The organism is Kitasatospora sp. NPDC051702 (assembly GCF_040681575.1).
GTDB lineage: Bacteria > Actinomycetota > Actinomycetes > Streptomycetales > Streptomycetaceae > Kitasatospora.
On the sequence record NZ_JBFAZB010000042.1, the window covers coordinates 47,079 to 66,330 of the forward strand.

The following is a 19,252-nucleotide window of genomic DNA, read 5'->3' on the forward strand; positions in this document are numbered from 1 at the left end:
GGCGGCGGCCCGACCGGGCGGAGGGGGCCGGGCGCTCGGGCGGCCGGACGAGCGGGCGTTCGGGCGTTCGGGCGGGCGGGTGCCCTAGGCGTCGATCCGGCGGACGGCGCCGTCGGCGACCGCGAACCGGGCACCGGCCAGCGCCTTCGGCACGTCCTCGGCGACCGCCGCGGTGACCAGCACCTGCTCGCCGTCGGCGACCAGCTCGGCCAGCCGGTCCCGGCGGGCGGCGTCCAGCTCGGCGAACACGTCGTCCAGGATCAGCACCGGCTCCCCGCCGTCGGCGCGCAGCAGCTCGTACGAGGCCAGCCGCAGCGCCAGCGCGAACGACCAGGACTCCCCGTGGCTGGCGTAGCCCTTGGCCGGCAGCGGGCCGAGCTTGAGCACCAGCTCGTCGCGGTGCGGGCCGACCAGGGTGATCCCGCGCTCGACCTCCTGCTTCCGGACCGCCTGCAGCGCCCCCAGCAGCTGTTCCTCGGCCTGCTCCCGGCTGGTCGGCAGCTCGCCCTCGAAGGAGCTGCGGTACTCCAGCGCGGTCTCCCCGCCGCCGGGCGCCAGCCGCCCGTAGGCGGCCGTCACCAGCGGCTGCAGCGCGGCCACCAGCTGGATCCGGAAGGCCGTCAGCTCGGCTCCGGCCCTGGCCAGGTGGCCGTCCCAGACCTCCAGGGTGGAGAGGTCGGCGCCCTTGCCGCCGCCGGCCCGGCGGGCCATCGCGGCGGTCTTCAGCAGGGCGTTGCGCTGCTTGAGCACGCGCTCGTAGTCCTGCCGGACCCCGGCCAGCCGGGGGGCCCGGGCGGTCAGCAGCTCGTCCAGGAAGCGGCGGCGCTCGCCCGGGTCGCCCTTGACGAGGCTGAGGTCCTCGGGGGCGAACAGCACGGTGCGCAGCAGGCCCAGCACGTCGCGCGGGCGGACGTTGTCGGAGCGGTTGATCCGGGCCCGGTTGGCCTTGCCGGGGGCGAGCTCCAGCTCGACCAGCGTGGAGCGGCCGCGGTCCACCACCGAGGTGCGGATCACCGCCCGCTCGGCGCCCAGCCGGATCAGCGGCGCGTCGGTGGCGACCCGGTGGCTGCCCAGGGTGGCGACGTAGCCGATCGCCTCGACCAGGTTGGTCTTGCCCTGGCCGTTGGGACCGACGAAGGCCGTCACGCCCGGGTCGAGGGGAACCTCGGCCAGGGTGTACGACCGGAAGTCGGCGAGCGACAGGTGCGCGACGTGCATGGCTGTGGACTGCGCTCGCCTTCTGTGGACGTGCCCGCCCGGGGGAGGGCCCCCGGGCGGCGCGTTTCCTGCTTACTTGGACTCGACCGCGTGGCCGCCGAACTGGTTGCGCAGCGCGGCGATCATCTTCATCTGCGGCGAGTCGTCCTGCCGGGAGGCGAAGCGCGCGAACAGCGAGGCGGTGATCGCCGGCAGCGGCACCGCGTGGTCGATCGCGGCCTCGACCGTCCAGCGGCCCTCGCCGGAGTCGGCGGCCCAGCCGCGCAGCTTGGCCAGGTGCTCGTCCTCGTCCAGGGCGCGGACGGCGAGGTCCAGCAGCCAGGAGCGGATGACGGTGCCCTCCTGCCAGCTGCGGAAGACCTCGCGCACGTCGGTGACCTCGGGGGCGGCCTCGAGCAGCTCCCAGCCCTCGGCGAAGGCCTGCATCATCGCGTACTCGATGCCGTTGTGGACCATCTTGGCGAAGTGGCCGGCGCCGACCGCGCCCGCGTGCACCGAGCCGAAGTCGCCCTCGGGCTTGAGCGCGTCGAAGACCGGCAGGACCTTGGCCACGTGCTCGGCGTCGCCGCCGTACATCAGGGCGTAGCCGTTCTCCAGGCCCCAGACGCCGCCGGAGACGCCGCAGTCCACGAAGCCGATGCCCTTGGCGGCCAGCGCCTCGGCGTGCTTGACGTCGTCGGTCCAGCGGGAGTTGCCGCCGTCGACGACCACGTCGCCGGGGGAGAGCAGCTCGGCGAGCTCGTCGACGGTCGCCTGGGTGGCGGCGCCGGCCGGGACCATCACCCAGACCACCCGGGGGCCCTCGAGCTTGGTGACGAGTTCCTGCAGGCTCTCGACGTCGGAGATGTCCGGGTTGCGGTCGTAGCCGATGACGGTGTGGCCGGCGCGGCGGATCCGCTCGCGCATGTTGCCGCCCATCTTGCCGAGACCGATGAGGCCGAGCTCCATGACCAAGTCCTTACCTGTGGTGACGTGCCTGCCGGCGGCGCCGTTGCCGCACGCCCCGAGCCTACGCGGTGGAGCGGTGCCGGCTCCTGGTGGTCGGGCCGACCGGGGGAGACGTCCACAGGCTGTGCACAGCGGGTGTGCACAGCCTGTGGATCCCGCGCGGGCGGGCTCAGCCGCAGAGTCAGCCGGAGAGGCGGACCGGCATGATCAGGTACTGGTACGCCCGGTCCTCCTCGGCGTCCACCGAGGCCTTGCCGCTGAGCAGGGCGGGCTTGGTCGGGGTGGTGAAGCTGAGCTGGGCGTAGGCGGAGTCGATGGCCTTGAGGCCCTCCTCCAGGTAGCCCGGGTTGAAGGCGATCGAGATGTCGTCGCCCTCGAGGTCGGCGTCGATCCGCTCGGTGGCCTGGGCGTCGTCGCCCGAGCCCGCCTCCAGGGTCAGCACGCCCTGCTCGAAGCTGAGCCGGACCGGGGTGTTGCGCTCGGCGACCAGCGAGACGCGCTTGAGCGCCTCCAGGAAGGGCTGCGTCTGGATCGCGGCGACGGCGCTGAACTCGGTCGGGAAGAGGCTGCGGAACTTGGGGAACTCGCCCTCCAGCAGCCGGGTGGTGGTCCGGCGGCCGGCGCCCTCGAAGCCGATCAGGCCCTCGCCCGCGCCGCCCGAGGACAGCGCGATCGAGACGTTGTCGCCGCTGCCCAGGGACTTGGCGATGTCCTGCAGGGTCTTCGCCGGCACCAGGGCGACGGCGGAGATGTCCGACTGCTCGGGCTTCCACAGCAGCTCGCGGACCGCGAAGCGGTAGCGGTCGGTGGCGGCCAGGGTGATCCGGTCGCCCTCGATCTCGACCCGCACACCGGTGAGCACCGGGAGGGTGTCGTCACGGCCGGCGGCCACCGCGGCCTGGCTGACCGCGGAGGCGAAGACGTCGCCGGAGACGGTGCCGGTGGCGGTGGGCATCTGGGGCAGTGCCGGGTACTCGTCCACCGGGAGGGTGGGGAGGGTGAAGCGCGAGCTGCCGCAGACCACGCTGACCCGCTGGCCGTCGGTGGAGATCTCCACAGGCCTGTTGGGGAGGTTCCGCGAGATGTCGTTCAGCAGGCGGCCGGAGACCAGCACGGTGCCGGCCTCCTCGATGTCCGCCTCCAGCTCGACCCGGGCCGAGACCTCGTAGTCGAAGCCGGACAGCGCCAGGCTGCCGTCCTGCGCCGTCAGCAGCAGGCCGGCCAGCACCGGCACCGGCGGCCGTGCCGGGAGGCTGCGGGCAGCCCAGGCCACCGCCTCCGCGAGGACGTCACGCTCCACCCGGAACTTCACCGGTAACCGCCTCCTGGATCGAGCGCTCCCGCTCGCACTCTGGTTCGTCTGATCTTGATCGTCGGTCTGGCTGTCCGCCGAGCTCTGCCACTCCGCTTCCAGTCGCCGAGGACAGTCTGACGTACTCCGCCGACAGACGGGGCAGACGGGCGGAAGCAACCCGAACAGATGTCGGGGCGCGGTTGTCCACAGATTCGGGGCCCACCCACTTTCAAGCGAGTCGATGGGTCTAAATGTGTAGTGGTAGTAGTAGGGCCTGTGGAAACCGTGGATAACCCCGTTTCCGCAGGTCAAGGCCCGTTTTTTGTCCACAGTGCGTGTGGACGGCGGCTGTGGACGGACAGGGCCCGCTGTGGACAGCGGAGCGTTACCCACAGGGCACGTTGGGTATCCACAGGTTATCCCCAGGGCTTTCCCCAGATCCGGGCCCGGTTATCCACGGGCCTCGGTCAACTTCACGTGACGCCTTTCACACCAGGGTATGAACGGAGCCCCACGGTTGTCGAACTGTGGACCGCGCTGTGGACAACCTGGGGATAACCGGGGTGCCCCTGGGGACAACCGGTGGATAACCCGAACGGCCCACTGGCGGCCCGTCAATTGTCCACACCCTGTGGATAACCGTTGTGCACAAGTCCACAGGCACCTGACCTGCGCGGAAGAGCGTAGCGGTGACGGAGCTGTGGACGAATTCTGGATAACTCCGGACTCCCCGGCCTGTGGACCACGGGGACGGCTCCCACCCTGTGGACAACTGCCCTGCGCGGCCCCGGTTTTCGAATCACCGGTCAGATGTTCGGGGCTGGCTGTGGACTGGTGGAGCGTCCGTCGTGGACAACCCTGCCCAGCCGGTGCCCGGCGCACACCTGTGGATATGCGGAAAGGGCGTCAGGATCGCTCCTGACGCCCTTTCCCGGGGGTGGCCGGCGGCCGGCCCCGGCTAGCTCTTGATGCGGTTGGTCAGCTCGGTGACCTGGTTGTAGATCGACCGGCGCTCGGCCATCAGCGAGCGGATCTTGCGGTCGGCGTGCATCACCGTGGTGTGGTCGCGCCCGCCGAACTGGGCACCGATCTTCGGCAGCGAGAGGTCGGTCAGCTCCCGGCACAGGTACATCGCGATCTGCCGCGCGGTCACCAGCACCCGGCTGCGCGAGGAACCGCAGAGGTCGTCCACGCCGAGTCCGAAGTACGCGGCGGTCTGCTGCATGATGACCTGCGCGGTGATCTCCGGCCCGGCGTCCTCGTCCCCGCCCGGGATCAGGTCCTTGAGGACGATCCCGGCCAACTCCAGGTCCACCGGCGCCCGGTTGAGGTTGGCGAAGGCGGTGACCCGGATCAGGGCGCCCTCCAACTCCCGGATGTTGCGGGTGATCCGGGACGCGATGAACTCCAACACGTCGGCCGGCGCGTTGAGTTGCTCCTGGATCGCCTTCTTGCGCAGGATCGCGATCCGGGTCTCCAGCTCCGGCGGGGTGACGTCGGTGATCAGACCCCACTCGAAGCGGTTGCGCAGCCGGTCCTCCAGCGTGGTCAGCAGCTTGGGCGGCCGGTCCGAGGAGAGGACGATCTGCTTGTTCGCGTTGTGCAGGGTGTTGAAGGTGTGGAAGAACTCCTCCTGCGTGGACTCCTTGCTCGCCAGGAACTGGACGTCGTCCACCAGCAGGATGTCCATGTCCCGGTAGCGGCGGCGGAAGGTGTCCGCCTTGCCGTCCCGGATCGAGTTGATGAACTCGTTGGTGAACTCCTCCGAGGACACGTAGCGCACCCGGGTCCCCGGGAAGAGGCTGCGCGAGTAGTGCCCGATGGCGTGCAGCAGGTGGGTCTTGCCCAGCCCGGACTCGCCGTAGATGAAGAGCGGGTTGTACGCCTTGGCCGGGGCCTCGGCGACGGCCACCGCCGCGGCGTGCGCGAAGCGGTTGCTCGCGCCGATCACGAAGGTGTCGAAGAGGTACTTGGGGTTCAGCCGGGCGGCCGGCTCGTCCTTGCGCGAGCCGCCGGCCGGGGGAGCGCCGGGCGGGGCGGGCACGCCGGGGACGGCGGGGCGCTCGGTGGCGCGCTCCGGCGCGGACTTCTCCGCGGGGCGGCCGCCGGCCGGGCGGGCCCCCGGGCCCCGGCGACCGGCGCCGGCCCGGGGCTGCTCGTTCGGGCCGGGGCCGTAGGCGCCGCCGAACAGGTCGCCCTGGGTGGTCGCGGGCGGGCCGGGCAGCGGGCGGGGTGCGGGCCGGCCCGCCGGCTCCTCGGGCTGGCGGTAACCGGGCGGCTGCTCCTGGTACCCGTGCTCGGGGTAGCCGCCGCCCTGCTCCTGGTAGCCGCCCTGCTCGGGGTAGCCGGACCAGGCCGGGCCGGGGCCCGGGCCGCCGTAGGGCGCGGGGCGCTGCTCGTAGCCGCCGGTGTCGTAGCGGGGCCGCTCGTAGTCCTGCTCGTAGGGCTGCTGGTAGCCCTGGCCGTCGTAGCCGCCGTCGTCCTCGTCCTCCGCGGACGGGCCGGGGTACGGCTCGGCCGGGGCCTGGGCGGGCGGCGCGGGGGTGGTTGGCACGGCGTTGGCGTCGACCATCACGGCGATCCGGACCGGACGGCTGAGCTCGCGGCTGAGGGCCTCGGTGAGCTGCGGCAGCAGCCGGCCCTCCAGCACCTGCTTGGCCCGCTCGTTCGGGGTCGCCAGCAGGGCGGTGTCGTGCATCATCCACATCGGCTGGGTGCGCTGCACCCACTGCTTGTCCATCTCCCCGACGTCAGGGTCGCTGACCAGCCGCTCGACGACCCTCGCCCAGACCGGGACGAGGTCGCTGTTGACATCAGCCACTGGTGCACGCTTTCTCGGTTCCCCGCGGCTCCAGCAGGGGGGTGGTGGATCAGGAGACAGTGGATCGGCGGGCCCGTCTCCGGCGGACCGACCCCAGGAAGAACAAACCAGACAAGTCCTGCAACGGTAGTCAGCGAACAGAGCCGGATCAAGTCGTTGTCCACAGGCTGTGGGCAAAGGGGGGCGGGGGTGCGTCGGAGCGGGCCGCGCCCCGGGGGCCGGTTTGACCCCCGTGCCCCGTCCCGCGTACCGTAACCAGGTCGAGTTGTCGATGGCCGCTGCCGCATGTCCGCGGGTCCACCCGCTCCATAAGGCGCGCAGCACGGGCGCCGTGGATTGCCCCGAACCCCAGCCGAACTGGGGTGATGGGGCCGGATTTCCGAATCAGGGGAGATCACGCGGACGCACGGTGACGGCCAAGCGATTCCCCGTCATCCTACGATTCACCTCAGGAGCCCCCGAGTGAGCAAGCGCACCTTCCAGCCGAACAACCGTCGTCGCGCGAAGACCCACGGCTTCCGGCTGCGTATGCGTACCCGCGCCGGCCGCGCCATCCTGGCCGCCCGCCGTGGCAAGGGCCGCGCCAGCCTGTCCGCCTGATCCGCACCAGAGTCTGTTGTGCTGCCCTCCGAGAATCGGCTGCGGCGGCGCCAGGACTTCGCGACCGCAGTGAAACGCGGTCGCCGGGCCGGCCGGCCCCTTCTGGTCGTCCATCTCAGCAGAGACGGTGACCCCAAGGGGCAGGTCGACCGGACCAGCGACTCCCGCCCGCACGTCGCCGAGGGGACTCCTTCGGCGCGTGCGGGTTTCGTCGTGAGCAAGGCCGTCGGCCCGGCGGTCGTCCGCAACCTGGTCAAGCGCCGGCTGCGGCACCTCGTTCGTGATCGTCTCATCAGGCTGCCCGCCGGTAGCCTGATAGTGGTGCGTGCGCTGCCCCAGGCCGCGACCGCCTCGTACCAGGACCTCGAACGTGACCTGGACGCGGCGCTGAAGCGGTTGCTGAAGGCGGAGCCCGCCATGACGGCGCCGACGGGAGCAGGGCGATGAAGTACCTGCTGATGGGTCTGATCAGGGTCTACCAGTGGACCATCAGCCCACTGCTCGGTCCGGTCTGCCGTTACTACCCCTCCTGCTCGCACTACGGCTACGAGGCCGTGAAGGTGCACGGGGCGGTCAAGGGCGGCGGTCTGACCGCCTGGCGCATCCTGCGTTGCAATCCGTGGACGCCCGGTGGGGTCGATCACGTCCCGCCGCGCAGGCATCCGGTGTGGCACCGGCGGCTGCGAGACTGGCTGAACAGCCGGTCCGCCACCGGACAGCCGGTGACCACCACCCCCGCCGGTCCGGACCCCGAGGGCCCGGCGACCATTGGCCCCGAGGGGCCAATCCACATGTCCAAGGAGCCTGACCGGTGACCTTCTCCTTCCTGAATCCCCTGTACACAGCGGTGTCCTGGATCATCGTCCAGTTCCACTCGCTGTACAGCCACATCTTCGACCCGGACGGTGGCTGGGCCTGGGGTCTGGCCATCGCCTCGATGGTGGTCGTCATCCGGATCTGCCTGATCCCGCTCTTCGTGAAGCAGATCAAGGCGACCCGGGCCATGCAGGCGATCCAGCCGAAGATGAAGGCCATCCAGGAGCGCTACAAGAACGACCGGCAGCGCCAGTCCGAAGAGATGATGAAGCTGTACAAGGAGGCGGGTACCAACCCGTTCTCCAGCTGCCTTCCCATCATCGTCCAGGCGCCGTTCTTCACCGCCCTCTACGGTGTGCTCGCCAAGGTCGCGAAGAACGAGCCGATCGGCGTCATCCACGGCGACCTGCTGGTGAGCGCCGGCAAGGCGCACATCTTCGGCGCCCCGCTGTCCGCGACCTTCCTGGGCAGCACGGAGACCAGCGTCAAGATCGTCACCGCGGTGATGATCATCCTGATGTCGCTGTCGCAGTTCATCACCCAGCGCCAGCTGATGACCAAGAACGTCGACCTCACGGTGAAGACGCCGTTCATGCAGCAGCAGAAGATGCTGATGTACGTCTTCCCGATCATGTTCGCCGTGATGGGCATCAACTTCCCCGTCGGTGTCCTGGTCTACTGGCTGACCACCAACGTCTGGTCCATGGGCCAGCAGCTGATCGTCATCCACAACAACCCGACCCCGGGCAGCAAGGCGTGGGCCGAGCGCCAGGAGCGGCTGAAGAAGGCCGGCCGGCTCAACCCGGACGGCACGGAGATCAAGGGCGCGCTCTGGGGCATGCTGCCCCCGTCGAAGGCCGCCGTCAGCGCCGCCTCGGCCGCGGCCGCGGTGGTGGAGGAGTCCGCCCAGGCCCGCCGCCAGCAGCCCCGCAAGCAGACCAAGGCGCAGCGCCAGCAGGGCGGCCACCAGCCGGCCGCCGACCTGACCAAGGACACCCCGGCCGAGGAGCCCGCGGACGCCGTTCCGGCCGACGCGGCCGCCGAGCCGGCGCCCGCCCAGCAGGGCACGGCCAAGTCCGGCGGTGCCAAGCCGGCAGCCGGCCGCCAGCAGGGCGCCCGGCAGCAGCCGAAGCGCGGTGGCGGCCAGCGGCCGAAGAAGAAGTCCTGACCCGGACCGCACGCAGAGCTTCGTCCCCGGCCCACCTACCCGGGCCCATCTCCGAAGGAGTCCATCAGTGACGGAAGGCACCACCTCCGCCGTCGAGGCCGAGGCCGCCGCCAGCGCCGACGAGAACCTCATCGCCCGACTGGAGCAGGAGGGCGACATCGCGGCGGACTACCTGGAGGGTCTGCTCGACATCGCCGACCTCGACGGTGACATCGACATGGACGTCGAGGGCGACCGTGCCCTGGTCTCCATCGTCGGTGACGGCAACGACCGCGCGCTGCAGCGCCTGGTCGGCCAGGACGGCGAGGTGCTGGAGGCGCTGCAGGAGCTGACCCGGTTGGCTGTCCACCGGGAGACCGGCGAGCGCAGCCGCCTCATGCTGGACATTGCCGGCTTCCGGGCCCGCAAGCGGTCCGAGCTGGCCACGATCGGCGCTCAGGCCGCCGAGCAGGCGAAGAGCACGGGCGAGCAGGTCAAGCTGCGGCCGATGACGCCGTTCGAGCGCAAGGTCGTCCACGACGCGGTCGCGGCGGCGGGTCTGCGCAGCGAGTCCGAGGGCGAGGAGCCCCAGCGGTGCGTGGTCGTGCTCCCGGCCTGAGCCGGCGGCACGACGACCGGCCGCCGAGGCGGCCGGTGGGTTCACCGGACGCGACCCCGTCCGCCTCGTGCGGGCGGGGTCGTCGTCCCTTCGCGGGGCCCGGGCCCGGCGCGAGATGTTTCACGTGAAACGGTGTGGAGAGCGGGTCGGTGGATCCGGGGATCGGAGAGGTCGAGATGGACACGGAGAACGCGGCCGACGGCCGGCCGGGGGCGGCTGACGTGGATCCGGCCGCCACGGGCCCGGACGCCGGGGCGGCGGACGTGCCCGAGCTGGCCGAGGCGCCCGCCGTCGCGCGGGAGGTCTTCGGCGACCGCTACGACGCCGCGGTCCGCTACACGGAGCTGCTGGCGACCGCGGGCGTGCGCCGCGGGCTGATCGGGCCGCGCGAGGTGCCCCGGCTCTGGGACCGGCACGTCCTGAACTGCGCGGTGCTCGCCGAGCTGCTGCCGCCCGGCTCCACCCTCTGCGACGTCGGCTCCGGCGCCGGCCTGCCGGGCATCCCGGTGGCACTGGCCCGGCCGGACGTCTCGGTCACGCTGCTGGAGCCGCTGCTGCGCCGGACCACCTTCCTGGAGGAGGTCGTCCGGGAGCTGGGCCTGGAGAACGTCACCGTGCTGCGCGGCCGCGCCGAGGAGATGGTCGGCAAGCTCGCGGTGGACGTGGTGACCGCCCGGGCCGTGGCGCCGCTGGACCGGCTGGCCGGCTGGGGGCTGCCGCTGCTGCGTCCGCACGGGCAGATGCTGGCGCTCAAGGGCGACAGCGCGGAGCAGGAGCTGGCCGACTCGCGGGCCGGGCTGACCAAGCTGGGCGCGGTCGAGTGGAGCGTCATCGCCGTCGGCGAGGGCACCCTGGAGACCTCCACCCGGGTGGTCCAGGTCAAGGCGGGGGAGAGCCCCGGCGGGGTGAAGGCCGCCACCCGGCGGGCCAAGGCGGCCCGGGCCGGGCGGACCGCGGGCGCGGCCCGGACGGGCGAGCGCGGCCGGAGCGGGCGGCGCCGCGGCCGCTGAGCCGGCCGGGCCCCGGCACCTCCGCCGACGGGCGGGCACTTCCCCGGAGGGGGGAGCGCCCGCCCGTCGGTGTTCCGGTGACCGTGCGGGGGACGGCGGGTCGACGGCAGGACATCGGAGTGTCGCAACGTCAGATTTCCGACATAGCGGGCATGGTGTTTCACGTGAAACGTCGATCCTTGCTATCCGACAGTCTCGATCTGCGGCTTCGCCGCGGCCTCGGCCTCTTCCGGGCGGCGACTGTTGCCGCTCCGGTTTCACGTGAAACACTGACCCCCATGCAGGACTCGGAGACCGTCGACCAGATCGACGACACGCCCATCGCGCGGGCTGCCCAGGCTGCGGTCCAGGCGATCGGCCGAGCGGGTGAGGGCCTGCCCCGCCCCGCCGCCACCCGGGTGATCGTGGTCGCGAACCAGAAGGGCGGGGTGGGCAAGACCACCACCACCGTCAACATGGCCGCCTCGCTCGCCATGCACGGACTGCGCGTCCTGGTCGTCGACCTCGACCCGCAGGGCAACGCCTCCACCGCCCTCGGCATCGACCACCACGCCGAGGTGCCGTCCATCTACGACGTCCTGGTCGAGGGCAAGCCGCTGGCCGACGTGGTCCAGCCGGTGGTGGACGTGGAGGGACTGTTCTGCGTCCCCGCGACCATCGACCTGGCCGGCGCCGAGATCGAGCTGGTCTCCCTGGTGGCCCGGGAGAGCAGGCTGCAGCGCGCCATCGCCGCCTACGAGCAGCCGCTCGACTACATCCTGATCGACTGCCCGCCCTCGCTGGGCCTGCTGACCGTGAACGCCCTGGTGGCCGGCCAGGAGGTGCTGATCCCGATCCAGTGCGAGTACTACGCGCTGGAGGGCCTGGGGCAGCTGCTGCGCAACGTCGAGCTGGTGCGCGCCCACCTCAACCCGGCGCTGCACGTCTCGACCATCCTGCTCACCATGTACGACGCCCGGACGAGGCTGGCCGCCCAGGTCGCCGAGGAGGTCCGGACCCACTTCCAGCAGGAGGTGCTGAGCACGGCGATCCCGCGCTCGGTGCGCATCTCCGAGGCGCCCAGCTACGGTCAGACCGTGCTCACCTACGACCCGGGCTCGACCGGGGCGCTCTCCTACCTGGAGGCGGCGCGCGAACTCGCGCTGCGCGCGGTGAGCGCCGGAGGCGGCACACTGGTGGGCCAGCAGCGGGACGGCCAGCCGGGGCACGGAGCCCCGGTGGCACAGCACGGTACGACGGAGGGTCATCGGTGAGTGCGCGCAGGGGTCTGGGACGGGGGCTCGGGGCGCTGATCCCGGCCGTCACGCCGGCGGCGAACGGGACGGCACAGCCCGTGGAGGCCGCGCCCGTACCGGCCCCGGTGGCGGCCACCGGCACGGTGTCGCCGGTCGCGGTGCCGGTGCTGCCGACCGGTCGGGGCACGGTGGCGGCCAAGGCCGCCGCGGAGAGCCTGCGGGAGCAGGCCGACCGTGAGGCCGAGCTGGCCGAGGTCGCCGGGGCGCGCTTCGCCGAGCTGCCGCTGGACGCGATCCGTCCGAACCCGCGTCAGCCGCGCGAGGTCTTCGACGAGGACAAGCTCGCCGAGCTGGTCGCCTCCATCAGGGAGGTCGGCCTGCTGCAGCCGGTCGTGGTGCGCCAGGTCGGTGCCGAGCGCTTCGAGCTCATCATGGGCGAGCGCCGCTGGCGGGCCTCCCGGGAGGCGGGCCTGGAGCGGATCCCGGCGATCGTCCGGGCCACCGAGGACGACAAGCTGCTGCTGGACGCCCTGCTGGAGAACCTGCACCGGGCCGAGCTGAACCCGCTGGAGGAGGCCGCGGCCTACGACCAGCTGCTGCGGGACTTCTCCTGCACCCACGACGAGCTGGCCGACCGGATCGGCCGCTCGCGGGTCCACGTCTCCAACACGCTGCGGCTGCTGAAGCTCCCGCCGGCCGTGCAGAGCCGGGTCGCCGCCGGGGTGCTGACGGCCGGGCACGCCCGGGCGCTGCTCGGCGTGCCGGACCGCGAGCGGCAGGAGGAGCTGGCCAAGCGGATCAACGCGGAGGGACTCTCGGTGCGGACCACCGAGGAGATCGTCCGGATGATGGCCCAGGAGGAGAAGCCGAAGCGCCAGGCGCCGAAGGCGGGCAGGATCCTCTCGCCGGCCTTCAACGACCTCGCGAGCCGGCTCTCGGACCGCTTCGAGACCCGGGTGAAGGTCGAGGTGTCGCAGCGCGGCGGGAAGCTGGGCAAGGGCAAGGTGGTGCTGGAGTTCGGTTCGGTGGACGACCTCAACCGGATCCTGGACAGCCTGGCCCCGGGCGAGGACGGTCTGCGGCTGTCGCAGGGCTGAGCCGGGCCGAGGACGGAAACCCGATGGGTGCGTGTCCCACGTGAGCGCCGTTTCACGTGAAACACGCACCCGTCGGCGTTTCCGGAGGCATGCTCGACCCGTGACGTGGAGGAGGAGGTGCGGGGCATGGGACGCCGGATCGCTCCGCTGACGCTGGACAACCTCGCCGACCTGCCGACCACCTGCCGCTCCTGCGTGTTCTGGGAGCTGGACCCGGTCAGCGGGCGGGCGGCGGTGGAGTCCGGAAAGCCGGAGCCGGAGAAGGAGGGCTGGATCTCCGCGGTCCTGCTGGAGTGGGGGTCCTGCGGCCGGATCGTCTACGTGGACGACCAGCCGGCCGGCTTCGTGCTCTACGCGCCGCCCGCCTACGTCCCGCGGTCGCAGTCCTTCCCGACCAGTCCGGTGTCACCGGACGCCGTTCAGCTGATGGTCAGCCGGGTGCTGCCGGGGTACCAGCGGCAGGGGCTCGGCCGGGTGCTGGTGCAGACGGTGGCCAAGGACCTGCTGGGCCGCGGGGTGCGGGCGATCGAGGCCTTCGGCTCGGCCGGGCCCGATCCGGTCAGCTGCGTGTTGCCGGCCGACCACCTGCTCGCGGTCGGCTTCAAGACCGTCCGGCCGCACCACCGCTACCCGCGGCTGCGGCTGGAGGCGCGCTCCACGGTCTCCTGGAGGGGCGACGTGGAGGGGGCGCTGGAGCGCCTGCTCGGGGGAGCGCGCAAGGAGCCGGCACTGCGACCGTTCTGACGCCGCCCGGGGCCCTCACCGGGCCCGGGGGCGGAGCCGGGACGGGCCGGTACGACAGCGGCGGGGCCGGAATGACGACGGCGGGGCTCCCCACTCGGGGAGCCCCGCCGTCGTGCGGTTGTCGACCGGTGGACCTAGATGAGGCCGTCCAGCTCGCGCAGCAGCGCGGCCTTCGGACGGGCACCGGTGATGGACTTCACCGGCTCGCCGCCCTTGTAGAGGATCAGGGTCGGGATCGAGATCACGCCGTACTGGGCGGCGGTCGCCTGGTTGGCGTCCACGTCCAGCTTGGCGATGGTCAGCTTGTCGCCGTGCTCGGCCGCGATCTCGTCGAGGATCGGGGCGACCTGGCGGCACGGGCCGCACCAGGTGGCCCAGAAGTCGACCAGGACGGGCTTGTCGCTGTCCAGGACGTCGGCCTTGAACGTCGCGTCGGTGACGGTGGTGGTGGCGCCGGCCACGGGAACTCCTCGGGTTCGGACGGAGGGGGGCTGCTGCCGGGTCAACAACGGGTGGGCCCGTTCTGTTTCCGCCCGGCGGGGCGGGGGTGTTCCACGTGGAACACCCCCGCGGGGGGATCGGTCGGTGGCGAGGGGGTCAGACCGCGACGGCGGCGGCCTTGGCCTCCAGGTCGTCCAGCGCGGCGAGGTAGCGCTCGGCGTCCAGGGCGGCGGAGCATCCGGTGCCGGAGGCCGTGATGGCCTGGCGGTAGGTGTGGTCCACGACGTCGCCGGCGCCGAAGACGCCCGGGACGTTGGTCCGGGTGGAGGGGGCCTCGACCTTGAGGTAGCCCTCGGCGTCGAGGTCCAGCTGGCCCTTGAAGAGCTCGGTGCGCGGGTCGTGGCCGATCGCGATGAACAGGCCGGTGACTGGCAGCTCGCGGGTCTCGCCCGTGGTGGTGTCGCGCAGGGTGACGCCGGTCAGCTTCGGGTCGCCGTGGATGGCCTCGACCGCGCTGTCCCACTCGAAGCGGATCTTCTCGTCGGCGAAGGCGCGCTCCTGCATCGCCTTGGAGGCGCGCAGGGTGTCCCGGCGGTGGATGATCGTGACGCTCTTGGCGAAGCGGGAGAGGAAGGTCGCCTCCTCCAGGGCGGTGTCGCCGCCGCCGACCACCGCGATGTCCTGGTCGCGGAAGAAGAAGCCGTCGCAGGTGGCGCACCAGGAGACGCCGCGCCCGGAGAGCCGGTCCTCGTTCGGCAGGTCCAGCTTGCGGTGCTGGGAGCCGGTGGTGACGATCACGGCGCGCGCCTTGTGGACGTTGCCCTCGGAGTCGGTGACGGTCTTGACGTCACCGGTGAGGTCGACGGCGACGATGTCGTCCGGGATCAGCTCGGCGCCGAAGCGCTCGGCCTGCGCCCGCATGTTGTCCATCAGCTCGGGGCCCATGATGCCGTCCCGGAAGCCCGGGAAGTTCTCGACCTCGGTGGTGTTCATCAGCGCGCCGCCGGCGGTGACGGCGCCCTCGAAGACCAGCGGCTTGAGGGAGGCCCGGGCCGTGTAGAGCGCGGCCGTGTAGCCGGCCGGGCCGGAACCGATGATGATCACGTTACGGACGTCGCTCACTGCATCTCCTGGTTCGCATCGCGACCCGCGCTAGGTGCGGGGAGGGCGGTCCTGCTCCGCCGCCCGGGACAACGACTGACCAGTGTCTCGCATTCCCAGGCGGATCAGTACCAGGTGCCCGCACTGTGGGAGCGGCGTGCCGCCCCGGTCGTCGATCGCATGGGAACCGCCGGGCAGCTGCCGGGCCGGGGCGGGCAGGCGCCGTGACCGGGGCCGTGACCGGGCGCGGTGGCAGCGGGGCGGAGCGGGGTCAGCGGATCGGGACGGTGCGCTGCAGGACGACCGGGCCGCAGTCGGGGGAGCGCAGGTAGACGTCGGCGAAGCCGGGCCGACCGGGTGACGGGTAGACCAGGAGATCCACCGGGGCGCCCGCGTAGCTGCCGTGGTCGGTGGCCAGCGGGGTGCCCGCCGCGGGGGCCGGGCAGCCGGACGGGGAGGCGGAGCCGGAGCCCTGGGCGGGGAGCTCCTGCTGCCCCTCGGCGGGCAGCTCGGCGGAGGGCTTGCCCGGCCCGCTCGGGAGCAGGCCGGGGGCGCTGCCGGAGCCGGCCAGCAGCTGCTGGACCTGTGCGGCGAGCTGGTCCTCCCGGTAGACCGGCCCGGCGCTCGCGGCGTGGCCGCTGCGGGGGCTCTGCGGGGCGGCGGTCGTCGCGGGGCCCGCGGCGGTGACGCTCGGGCCCCGGTCGGCCCGGTCGGAGGGCAGCAACAGGGCTGCGCCCAGGCCGATCGCGGCCAGTGCGGCGGCCGCGCCGAGCAGCAGGCGGGCCCGCCGCCGGCGCCGGGTCCGGGGCCGGCCCGGGCCGGTGGGCGCGGCGGACCGGGCGGGCGGCGCCGGCCGGGCCGCGGCGGATGGCGTGGCGGACGGCGTGGCGGACGGTGCCGCGGGGGGCGTCGCGGGAGGGGCCGCCGGGGTGGCTCGGTGGGCGTCCGGCCGGGCTGTCCGTGCCGGGTCGGCGGCGGCGGCCAGCGCGGCGTCCAGCCGGGCGGCGACGTCGGCGGGCATCGGCGGGGCCTCGACGGCACCCAGCAGCGCCTGGACCTCGCCCAGCGCCTCGACCGTCCCGCGGCACTCGGCGCAGCCGTCCAGGTGCCGCTGCAGGGCCTCGGCGACGTCGGCGGACTCGACCAGTCCTTCCGCGAGGTCGGCGAGCTCGTCGATCTCGGGGTGGGCTCCGGCGGGCCCGGAGGAGGAGAGGTGGGCCGTCATCGCGTGCTCGCGTCCCCTTCCAGAATCGTCCGGCCGGTGCCGGGGCCTGTCCCTGTGACGGTGCGGGGGCCCGTCGGGTTCCCCGGGGCGCCGCGCCGGGGTGGCGGGGCCGAGCTCGGACCGTCCGGTGTTTCACGTGAAACGTCCGGCCCGCCCGCGTTCTCCCGCAGGTGGCGGACGAGCGGGAGCAGCCGGGCCCGGCCGCGCGCGCAGCGGCTCTTCACAGTGCCCACCGGGACGCCCAGCAGCTCGGCGGCCTCGGCCACCGGGTAGCCCTGCATGTCGACCAGGACCAGCGCGGCCCGCTGCTCGGCGGGCAGTTCGGCGAGCGCCGCGGTCACCTCGCGGTGCACCTCGGCCCGGACCACCGGCGAGTCGGCCGGCTCCGAGGCGCCGACCAGGGTGTCCAGGCGCTGCGGGTCCTCGTCGAGCGGGGTGGTGCGCCGGGTGGCGCTGCGCCGGGCCCGGTCCAGGCAGGCGTTGACCACGATCCGGTGCAGCCAGGTGGTGACGGCCGAGCGCCCCTGGAAGCCGGGGGCGGCGCGGAAGGCGGAGACCAGGGCGTCCTGGAGGGCGTCGGCGGCCTCCTCGCGGTCGCCTAGGGTGCGCAGTGCGACCGCCCAGAGGCGGTCCCGGTGGCGGTTCACCAGGAGGCCGAAGGCCTCCCGGTCCCCGGCGACGTGCCGGGCGAGCAGCGCCGCGTCGTCGTCCGCCACTGTCACCCCTTGCCCCCTGCCGTCGTCGCGCTGCGCGGGCGTGCGGTCAGCCGAAGACCTTGACCTCGGCGATCTGCCCGCGCCACTTGCCTTCCGTATCCTTCGGCAGACTGGTCAGCCAGATCAAGAGATAACGCGTGTTCGCCGGGTTGCCCAGGGTGAAGTCGGCCGTGGTGCCGGACTGCTTGTCGAGCACCGTGAAGGCCTCGGGCTGGGCCCCGGTCGGGTTGGCGGCGGCCTGGGCACCGGGGATCCGGAGCTCGGCCGTGGTGGTGCCGACGAACTGGACGCTCACCGAGCTGACCGACTGCTGCGAGCCCAGGTCGATGAGCAGGCCGGTGCCGTCCTTGAGCGGGGGCTTGGGACCGAAGGGGTCGAAGTACTGCTTGGTCGACCAGGCCGTGGTCGGGTCGCCGTCGAAGGCCTTCGGCAGCAGGTAGGTCGACTCCGGGGAGTCGCCCCGGGGGTTGTAGGAGATCGCTTCCTTGACGGGGATCGGCGTCGGTGCGTGCGTCGCCTTCTGGGCCGTCGGCGCGGCGCTGCTGGCGGTGGGCAGCGGGGAGGCCACGGCGCCGTTGTTGTTGCGCATGGCGTCGACGAACTGCCACGAGGCGAGGCCGATGGCGCCCAGCGCGACCGTCCAGGCGGTGGCCTTGACCACCCGGCGCAGCCGCCGCCGGGTGCGGCGGGCGGCGGTCGGCCGGGAGGAGGGCGGCAGCGGGGCGACCGCCGGGTCGGCGACCCGGGAGGGGTTGGGCGCGGTGGGCAGGGAGTGGGTGTTGTGCCGGGGCGGGGCCGGGTAGGCGGGCAGCTCCGGCTCGGGCTGACGGATCCGGGGCATCAGCGAGATCGCCCGGGCCAGCTCCTCCGGGGTGGTGATCGGCGCGGCGTGGTGCGGCGGGTGGTCGAACAGGGCCCTGGCGGCGAGCTCGGACAGGCCCTTGTGGACGCCGGCCCGGACCTGGTCCGGCGCGACGTTCTGGAGGCCCTTGGGGAGCCCCTGGAGGTCGTAGCGGTCCTCGGGGTAGGGCCAGCGGTGGGTGAGCGCGGCGAACAGCAGCGCGCCGATCGCACGGGTGTCGGCGCGCTGGGCGTCGTCGGTGTCGTCGTCGGCGGGGAGCCCGCGCAGCGCGGCGTCCACGGCGATGCCGTTGATCCGGTACTGGCCGCTGTCGGTGCGCAGCACGCAGCGCGGGGTGAGCCGCAGGTGGGCCTGGCCGCGCCGGTGGGCGGCCGCGACGGCGTCGGTGACCTGGCGGACCATCTGGTACGCCTCGTGCGGCTCCATCGGGCCGTCGGCGAGCAGCTTGGCCAGGTCGGAGGCGTGCGGCAGCCACTCCCGCACGACGTAGACCAGCTCGCCCTCCTGGACGGCGTCCAGGACCTGCACGAAGCGCGGGTCGCCCAGCAGGGCCGCGGACTTGGCGGCGGCCAGCACCTTGCGCGCCCGCTGGTGCCCGGAGGCCATCAGGTGGACGCCGACGGCGCGGCGCAGCTTCTCGTCGACGGCGCGCCAGCTGCTGAAGGTCTCGGTCTGGGAGATGCACTCCTCCAGCCGGTACCGGTGGCCGATCATGTCGCCGCTGTGCCGCAGCGGCGCGGGGAGGGTGCGGGGGAGGGTGGCGGTGTCGCGCGGGTCGACGGTGGGCTGCGGGTCGGTGGGGCGGCGCCGGGCGGCGGCCGGTTCGGCGGGGGCGGGCTTGCTCCGGGGGGTGCCGGCGGCCAGTTCGGCGGCGATCTCCCGGACGGAGAGCGGAGCGGTGATCTCCGAGGTCTCCTCCCCGGCGGGGGCGGCCGGGCTGTCCGGCCCGTCGTCCGAGTCGTCCGGGGCGTCGTCCGGGGCCGTGTCGCCGGCCTCCCGGTCGGTGCCCGCGGGGGAGTCCGGGGAGGGGGCGTCGGCGGCGCCCGCCGGGGCGGTCTTCCCGCCCGCGAGCCGGTCGATCGCCGCGGCCAGTGCGGCCTCGTCCGCCGCCGCGTCAGCTGCTGACGTGTCGACGACCGCCTTGGTGCCATCAGCCACCGTGGTCCTGCCTCCCCTTGTGTCGCCCCGGCCTGAGAGAGTCGCTGGAGCCCGCGGGTTGGGGGCCCCGTGCTCCAGGACAATTGTGCCCACTCTTCTCCACCGAGTACGACCTCTGAGGGGTCCGCTCGGTTGCACGATGGTGGAGAGATGTGGTGCAGATCCGACACCGGGCCGCCATCTCGCGGGCCCGGTGGGGC

18 protein-coding genes are annotated in these 19,252 nt (G+C 73.0%); 9 read left to right on the forward strand and 9 right to left on the reverse strand.

Annotation, left to right across the window (positions count from 1 at the left end; all coding sequences use genetic code 11):
- Nucleotides 1–84: 84 nt before the first annotated feature.
- The 4 genes from recF to dnaA all read right to left on the reverse strand — a co-directional run bounded on the left by recF (nt 85) and on the right by dnaA (nt 6,281).
- Entirely contained in the window at nt 85–1,218 is a 1,134-nt protein-coding gene (gene recF / locus AB0N04_RS28980; RefSeq protein ID WP_360212878.1) for a DNA replication/repair protein RecF, read from the reverse strand.
- Between the two features lie 72 nt (nt 1,219–1,290).
- Nucleotides 1,291–2,166 carry a phosphogluconate dehydrogenase (NAD(+)-dependent, decarboxylating) gene (gene gnd, locus AB0N04_RS28985; RefSeq protein ID WP_360212876.1) on the reverse strand — a complete coding sequence of 292 codons (876 nt, stop codon included), beginning with the start codon at nt 2,164–2,166 and terminating at the stop codon, nt 1,291–1,293.
- A 181-nt stretch (nt 2,167–2,347) separates the two neighbouring features.
- Nucleotides 2,348–3,478, reverse strand: coding sequence for a DNA polymerase III subunit beta (dnaN, locus tag AB0N04_RS28990; protein WP_360212874.1), 1,131 nt, complete (start codon nt 3,476–3,478; stop codon nt 2,348–2,350).
- A gap of 940 nt (nt 3,479–4,418) precedes the next feature.
- On the reverse strand, nt 4,419–6,281 hold the full coding sequence (gene dnaA, locus AB0N04_RS28995; protein WP_360212872.1) for a chromosomal replication initiator protein DnaA: 1,863 nt from the start codon (nt 6,279–6,281) through the stop codon (nt 4,419–4,421).
- 462 nt (nt 6,282–6,743) lie between these two features.
- Between dnaA and rpmH the strand changes: the two genes are divergently transcribed.
- From rpmH to AB0N04_RS29040, 9 genes are all read left to right on the forward strand, one after another.
- Nucleotides 6,744–6,881, forward strand: a complete 138-nt coding sequence (rpmH, locus tag AB0N04_RS29000; RefSeq protein WP_030059672.1) for a 50S ribosomal protein L34 — start codon at nt 6,744–6,746, stop codon at nt 6,879–6,881.
- Nucleotides 6,882–6,899: 18 nt separating this feature from the next.
- The gene (gene rnpA, locus AB0N04_RS29005; RefSeq protein ID WP_360212870.1) at nt 6,900–7,328 is read left to right on the forward strand and encodes a ribonuclease P protein component; all 429 of its coding nucleotides are present in this window, start codon (nt 6,900–6,902) and stop codon (nt 7,326–7,328) included.
- The gene (yidD, locus tag AB0N04_RS29010; protein WP_360212868.1) at nt 7,325–7,696 is read left to right on the forward strand and encodes a membrane protein insertion efficiency factor YidD; all 372 of its coding nucleotides are present in this window, start codon (nt 7,325–7,327) and stop codon (nt 7,694–7,696) included. The genes rnpA and yidD overlap by 4 nt, the downstream gene beginning before the upstream one ends.
- Nucleotides 7,693–8,865, forward strand: coding sequence for a membrane protein insertase YidC (gene yidC / locus AB0N04_RS29015; RefSeq protein ID WP_360212866.1), 1,173 nt, complete (start codon nt 7,693–7,695; stop codon nt 8,863–8,865). Before yidD ends, yidC begins: the two co-directional genes overlap by 4 nt.
- Before the next feature lie 67 nt (nt 8,866–8,932).
- Complete coding sequence (locus tag AB0N04_RS29020) at nt 8,933–9,463, forward strand: R3H domain-containing nucleic acid-binding protein (protein WP_360212864.1); 531 nt, start codon at nt 8,933–8,935, stop codon at nt 9,461–9,463.
- 176 nt (nt 9,464–9,639) lie between these two features.
- On the forward strand, nt 9,640–10,473 hold the full coding sequence (rsmG, locus tag AB0N04_RS29025; RefSeq protein ID WP_360212862.1) for a 16S rRNA (guanine(527)-N(7))-methyltransferase RsmG: 834 nt from the start codon (nt 9,640–9,642) through the stop codon (nt 10,471–10,473).
- A gap of 278 nt (nt 10,474–10,751) precedes the next feature.
- The gene (locus tag AB0N04_RS29030; RefSeq protein WP_360212860.1) at nt 10,752–11,726 is read left to right on the forward strand and encodes a ParA family protein; all 975 of its coding nucleotides are present in this window, start codon (nt 10,752–10,754) and stop codon (nt 11,724–11,726) included.
- The gene (locus AB0N04_RS29035; RefSeq protein WP_360212858.1) at nt 11,723–12,805 is read left to right on the forward strand and encodes a ParB/RepB/Spo0J family partition protein; all 1,083 of its coding nucleotides are present in this window, start codon (nt 11,723–11,725) and stop codon (nt 12,803–12,805) included. Before AB0N04_RS29030 ends, AB0N04_RS29035 begins: the two co-directional genes overlap by 4 nt.
- A gap of 126 nt (nt 12,806–12,931) precedes the next feature.
- The gene (locus AB0N04_RS29040; RefSeq protein WP_360212856.1) at nt 12,932–13,549 is read left to right on the forward strand and encodes a GNAT family N-acetyltransferase; all 618 of its coding nucleotides are present in this window, start codon (nt 12,932–12,934) and stop codon (nt 13,547–13,549) included.
- A gap of 134 nt (nt 13,550–13,683) precedes the next feature.
- Here AB0N04_RS29040 and trxA read toward each other — a convergent pair whose 3' ends face one another.
- The 5 genes from trxA to AB0N04_RS29065 all read right to left on the reverse strand — a co-directional run bounded on the left by trxA (nt 13,684) and on the right by AB0N04_RS29065 (nt 19,052).
- Nucleotides 13,684–14,010, reverse strand: a complete 327-nt coding sequence (trxA, locus tag AB0N04_RS29045; protein ID WP_360212854.1) for a thioredoxin — start codon at nt 14,008–14,010, stop codon at nt 13,684–13,686.
- Nucleotides 14,011–14,146: 136 nt separating this feature from the next.
- Entirely contained in the window at nt 14,147–15,112 is a 966-nt protein-coding gene (trxB, locus tag AB0N04_RS29050) for a thioredoxin-disulfide reductase (RefSeq protein WP_360212852.1), read from the reverse strand.
- A 250-nt stretch (nt 15,113–15,362) separates the two neighbouring features.
- Entirely contained in the window at nt 15,363–16,316 is a 954-nt protein-coding gene (locus AB0N04_RS29055; protein WP_360212850.1) for a hypothetical protein, read from the reverse strand.
- The gene (gene sigM, locus AB0N04_RS29060) at nt 16,313–17,032 is read right to left on the reverse strand and encodes an RNA polymerase sigma factor SigM (protein ID WP_360212848.1); all 720 of its coding nucleotides are present in this window, start codon (nt 17,030–17,032) and stop codon (nt 16,313–16,315) included. The genes AB0N04_RS29055 and sigM overlap by 4 nt, the downstream gene beginning before the upstream one ends.
- A 46-nt stretch (nt 17,033–17,078) precedes the next feature.
- On the reverse strand, nt 17,079–19,052 hold the full coding sequence (locus AB0N04_RS29065) for a serine/threonine protein kinase (protein WP_360212846.1): 1,974 nt from the start codon (nt 19,050–19,052) through the stop codon (nt 17,079–17,081).
- Nucleotides 19,053–19,252 lie beyond the last annotated feature (200 nt).

What these genes read in the sequence shown, in the direction of transcription:
- rsmG (WP_360212862.1), top strand. Translation starts at nt 9,640, where the DNA reads ATGGACACGGAGAACGCGGCCGACGGCCGGCCGGGGGCGGCTGACGTG.
- AB0N04_RS29055 (WP_360212850.1), bottom strand. Translation starts at nt 16,316, where the DNA reads ATGACGGCCCACCTCTCCTCCTCCGGGCCCGCCGGAGCCCACCCCGAG.
- AB0N04_RS29030 (WP_360212860.1), top strand. Translation starts at nt 10,752, where the DNA reads ATGCAGGACTCGGAGACCGTCGACCAGATCGACGACACGCCCATCGCG.
- gnd (WP_360212876.1), bottom strand. Translation starts at nt 2,166, where the DNA reads ATGGAGCTCGGCCTCATCGGTCTCGGCAAGATGGGCGGCAACATGCGC.
- AB0N04_RS29040 (WP_360212856.1), top strand. Translation starts at nt 12,932, where the DNA reads ATGGGACGCCGGATCGCTCCGCTGACGCTGGACAACCTCGCCGACCTG.
- yidD (WP_360212868.1), top strand. Translation starts at nt 7,325, where the DNA reads ATGAAGTACCTGCTGATGGGTCTGATCAGGGTCTACCAGTGGACCATC.
- recF (WP_360212878.1), bottom strand. Translation starts at nt 1,218, where the DNA reads ATGCACGTCGCGCACCTGTCGCTCGCCGACTTCCGGTCGTACACCCTG.